This is a genomic window from Teichococcus vastitatis, from assembly GCF_003604215.1.
Classification (GTDB): domain Bacteria; phylum Pseudomonadota; class Alphaproteobacteria; order Acetobacterales; family Acetobacteraceae; genus Pseudoroseomonas; species Pseudoroseomonas vastitatis.
The window spans coordinates 1-4,490 of record NZ_QXGS01000089.1; the positions used below are offsets into that span (position 1 = coordinate 1).

At 57.2% G+C, this 4,490-nt stretch carries 3 protein-coding genes and 2 pseudogenes; 3 read left to right on the forward strand and 2 right to left on the reverse strand.

The features are described 5' to 3' along the window. A partial coding sequence (locus D2K64_RS25800) for a transposase (RefSeq protein WP_370765158.1) occupies positions 1 to 199 on the forward strand: 199 nt, incomplete at its 5' end. Between the two features lie 5 nt (positions 200 to 204). Here the strand turns inward: D2K64_RS25800 and D2K64_RS22830 are convergent. Continuing rightward, entirely contained in the window at positions 205 to 519 is a 315-nt protein-coding gene (locus D2K64_RS22830) for a helix-turn-helix domain-containing protein (RefSeq protein WP_120010679.1), read from the reverse strand. 311 nt (positions 520 to 830) lie between these two features. Here D2K64_RS22830 and D2K64_RS22835 point away from each other — a divergent pair, with 311 nt between their 5' ends. Together D2K64_RS22835 and D2K64_RS22840 are read left to right on the forward strand one after the other, a co-directional pair. Next, complete coding sequence (locus D2K64_RS22835) at positions 831 to 4,007, forward strand: DUF4214 domain-containing protein (RefSeq protein ID WP_120010680.1); 3,177 nt, start codon at positions 831 to 833, stop codon at positions 4,005 to 4,007. 213 nt (positions 4,008 to 4,220) lie between these two features. After that, positions 4,221 to 4,334 (forward strand): annotated as a pseudogene (locus D2K64_RS22840) (transposase); the annotation flags it as partial. A 13-nt stretch (positions 4,335 to 4,347) separates the two neighbouring features. Here D2K64_RS22840 and D2K64_RS22845 read toward each other — a convergent pair. Further along, positions 4,348 to 4,490: pseudogene (locus D2K64_RS22845) on the reverse strand (IS5/IS1182 family transposase); the annotation flags it as partial.

The window sequence follows — 4,490 nt, forward strand, 5'->3', positions numbered from 1 at the left end:
GTTGGTATTACTGCCGCCCTACGCACCGGAACTGAACCCGGTTGAGCGCCTCTGGCTCTACCTGCGCGAGCGCTTCCTCCTGCTCCAACCTTGTCCTGGCTCGCGCCGTTCCACGCCAGTCACAACCGATTCAGATGTCTCATCTTGTTCCCGGACGGACACTAAGGGCGGATATGAAACCGCTCAAACAGGCTATTAAGAACTTTATACCTCGTCTTCTTCTTCGGCCGGAAAAAGTATAATGTAGGTTTCAGGATCATAGTACTTCATTAATTTCTTAGCGAGCAAAGAAGCTGGAACTCCCAAAACTTCTGCCCAAATGACATACTTACATGAAGGTACTCGACCGCGACCCGTCTCTATTTGAGATATAAAAGAATAGTATTCTATACCCACTAACCGCGCCATATCTTTCTGAGAAAGACCTTTTTTCTCGCGAAGTGAGCGTAACCAATCGCCTGCCACACGGCGCAACTTCTGAGTTTTAGTACTGCTATGAGTTTGTGTTTGCACATACATGAGGCATCGGCTTCGCTATATGATTTGGCTAAACACTACCAAAGGTTGAGTTGTATTGCATAGGAATCTGTGAAGTTAGAGACCTATCTGAAAAATTTATACTCAACTTGTATGCACACGCATGAAGGGTGTAAATTCCCAACACAGTGTTAGCTGAAAAAATCAATCAACCCTAGATTTGGCTTTGCTATACCAGCGGCTGTGCCATATGGTGGCAATGATCGCATTAAGCAATATGCTGCGTAGGCGCTGATAGTAGCTAAAGCAGCCCTTGCTATAGCGATTTCGAAATCGAAGAGGCGCTCGCTCCAATGGCTACCGCAGAAACAATCAAGATCTATTACAATAGCATCTTGGCCCGCGACCCAACCGAAGCAGAGACAAATACATGGACCTCGGTGTCGACATCTGGCGCAGTGACGGACGCAGGTATCCGTCAGGCTTTGATCTCGTCGGCAGAGAGTTCGGCATTCGTAGCGCCGGTACTGCGCCTCTACCAAGCAGCCTTTGGCCGCGTACCGGAGTCAACCGAGGCCATCAAATTCTATGCTGATCAGCTGCGCGCCTCAGGCAATGCTGGATCAGATGAATATAATAGCACTCTAGCTCGGTTTTCCTTGCAGTTCAGCGAATCTCCTGAATTCACAGGGAGATATGGAAATAGCGATCTCTCTCTTGGTTTTTTGACCGCACTTTACAGTAACGTTCTGGGTCGTGAACCAGATCCTGCAGGGCTGGCTTTTTATCTCGATCCTCAGAACGGCTTTGATACTCAACGGATCCTTCTTGGTTTCTCGGCCTCGCCTGAGTTCCAGCAACGGGTCAGCGCATCGATTAGCAATTTCCTTGGTAGTGCTGCTCAGGGAGAAGCGGTCTTTACCGGTCCTCTTCTGGGCGGCTTGATTGGTGAAACTTTCACGCTCACTACCAGTGTGGACCAGCTGACCGGCACCGCGAATAACGACACCTTCAACGTTGCTCCCACTGGCGCCGATGTCCTCCTTCAGTTTGGCGACTCCATTGATGGAGGCGCTGGGTCTGATACCCTTAAATTCATTCAAAGTGGCGCCTTCAATGGCGTGCCGACTGGCGTGACGGTTTCTAACGTTGAGAACGTCAGCATTCTGGGCGGTGCGGGCGTTGCGATCAACACCTCTTCCGGTTTCTCTGGCCTGACCAACTTGACCACCACCTCGGTTGCCGCAGTCAATGCGGCCGCTGCAGCTACAACCGATGTCGTTGCTACCGTTACCGGCGCCACTGCCGCTGATGGTTCTGTGGCGGTTAATGGCGGAAAGAACGTCACCCTTACCGTGTCTGGCACGACCGCCGACGCTGATACTGCCGCTGAGATCGTGGTTGGCAATGTAGCCGCTCCTGTTGGCGCGGTTTCGGTCAGCAGCACCTTTGCCGGTGCGGGTGCCGAGAAGCAGGCAGACATCGCCATCACTGGTGGCACGCAGATCACCGTCACCGAGACTCTTACTAATGCGGTGAACACGACCAACACGCAGGGTAACGTGTCCGTCATTGGCGGAGCGGCTACGACCTCGGTGACTGTCACCCAGGACACTGCTGCGACGGCTTCGGCTACTGTCGCGGGCAAAGCAAATGGCGATGTGGCAATCACCGACGTGAACGCTGCCAGCCTGACTGCGGCGGGCACGATCGAGACTGTGACCCTGAACAACTTCGGCGATGCGGCCATTAGCTCCGGCGCTCTGAAGACCCTCAACCTGTCCGGAACCGGCACCTCTGTTAACGCTGGTACGCTGGGTGCGCTGACCACGCCGGCTAACACCGCCCTAGCCCTGAACGTGAACGGCCTGATCACGACCGGCGCCGTCACCATCGATGGCGATATCACGACCCTGAACGTTGGGTCGGCGACGGCGGCTTCGACGCTGAACTCGCTTTCGGCTGCTGGCGTGAGGGCGCTCAATGTTTCTGGCGATGCCGCGGTGACTCTCAGCGGTCATAGCATGGGCGCTCTTGAGACCGTGGTTGTGACCAACACTGCCGGTCTGTCGATGAGCGGCGCTCCGCTGGCCGCCGGTGCGAGCTTCACGGGCGGTGCTGGTGCTGACGCCGTTTCGCTTGTCGCCACGACCAAGGCCATCGCGATGGGCGCTGGCGACGATACGGTAACAGTGGGCGTGGCGGCGCTCGGCACTGGCGGTAGCATTGATGCTGGCACCGGCGCTGACACCCTGACCATGACCGCTGCAAATGCTGTCACGGCTTCTGGCTCCACTGCTTTTGGCGCAGCTATCTCGAACTTTGAGAAGCTGGTCCTGACCGATCCCACTGGCGCGCAGACGGTTAATCTGGCGAACCTGGACAGCCTAAACTACGTGTCCACCAGCACCATTGCGGCGACTAACCTGACGCTGAGCAACCTTGCTGCTGCATCTACGCTTGAGTTCACTGGTGGCGATGTAGCTTCCCAGGTCACGGTCGGTCTTGCCGATGCGACTGGTACCGCCGATGTTCTGAACCTGAAGGTGACCGCCGCTGGCAACGTCAATGCTGGCACGGTGACCGCCTCCGATGTTGAGACGATCAGCATCAACAGCGACGACACTGCGGCGGCCCCGGCCGGTACCGTCCAACACTCGGTGACCGTAGTTGACGCAGCGGCGAAGAGCATCGTTGTCACGGGTGATGCCGGTCTGGCGTTGACCCATACGGGCACGGCACTGGCCAGCTTCGATGCAAGCGGTGTGACCACGGGTGGCATTAACTTCACGACGGGTGCCCTGGTCAACGCGGCGACCCTGACGGGCAGCGCAGGCAACGATACGTTCGATGCTCAGGCCATTGTGGCAGTGGGCGTGACTATCAATGGTGGCGCTGGTGACGACACCATCACGGGTGCTGCTGTCGCCTCCAACCTGAGCGGTGGTGCTGGCAACGACGCTATCACCGGTGGCAATGGCGCCGATAGCCTAAGCGGTGGCGATGGCGACGACACCCTCACCGGCGGCGCTGGTGCCGACAACCTAAGCGGTGGTGCTGGCAACGATATCATCACTGGCGGACTTGGTGCCGATAGCCTAAGCGGTGGTGCTGGTGTAGATACCTTCGTATTCGGTACCAACGGCTCTCTTGCGGGTACGAGCCTTGACGTCATCTCTGACTTCAATGCGGGCGGGACCGGCGACATCCTCGACTTTGGTGGTGCTGCAATCGTGTTGGCCGCTGATACCAGCCCTCCAGTAGCTGGCAGCAATGTCAACACCACAGCGGGCGGGAAGATCATCTTCCCTGGCGCTGATACTACCTTTACGCAGCAGCTTGCTGCGGTTCAGGCAGACGCTGAGCTGGATGCTATCGGCTCGGTTGCCTTCTGGGAGAACAGCGGCAACACCTACGTCTACTACGCTGGTGCGGCCATTGGAGATACCGACGACCAGGTTGTTCAGCTCGCCGGCCTCACTGGCCTGACAACGATCAACGTCAGCTCGGGCGACCTCCTGTTCGTCTGATACTGCTCCAGAGGGCATGGCCACTCCGGTGGCTTTGCTTCAGAGCAGCATATTGCAAATGGGGTCGGTCCTTCGGGACCGGCCTTTTTCTTTGCGCACGAAGCCTATCCAGTCACCCGAACATTGGCTCTCCCCAGGCGCCGATGACCTTCCCCCCTGAACTCGGCCCACATGGAGTGAGAGAGTTGGCCTTCTGGGAAGGAGGCTACGGGCATGAAGAAGCGCTACACGGCGGAGCAGATCATTGGCCTGCTGCGCCAAGCAGAGGTTGAACTGGCTCAGGGTCGGTCGGTGGGGGAGGTCTGCCGCGGGCTTGGGGTGTCTGAGAGTCCATCCGGGATCATCTGGTTTCCTGGCATAGCCTTCGGAGCATGATGCGGATTGAGGCCCAGCGTAGGAAGGTGAGCGCGGATCGGTTCAGACATTCCCAATCTTTGGCGAGCCGTCGGCATCGGTTGAGCCAACCGATCGTCCGCTCGACGA

Coding starts and splice junctions, on each gene's coding strand:
- D2K64_RS22835 (WP_120010680.1), top strand. CDS start 831: ATGGCTACCGCAGAAACAATCAAGATCTATTACAATAGCATCTTGGCC.
- D2K64_RS22830 (WP_120010679.1), bottom strand. CDS start 519: ATGTATGTGCAAACACAAACTCATAGCAGTACTAAAACTCAGAAGTTG.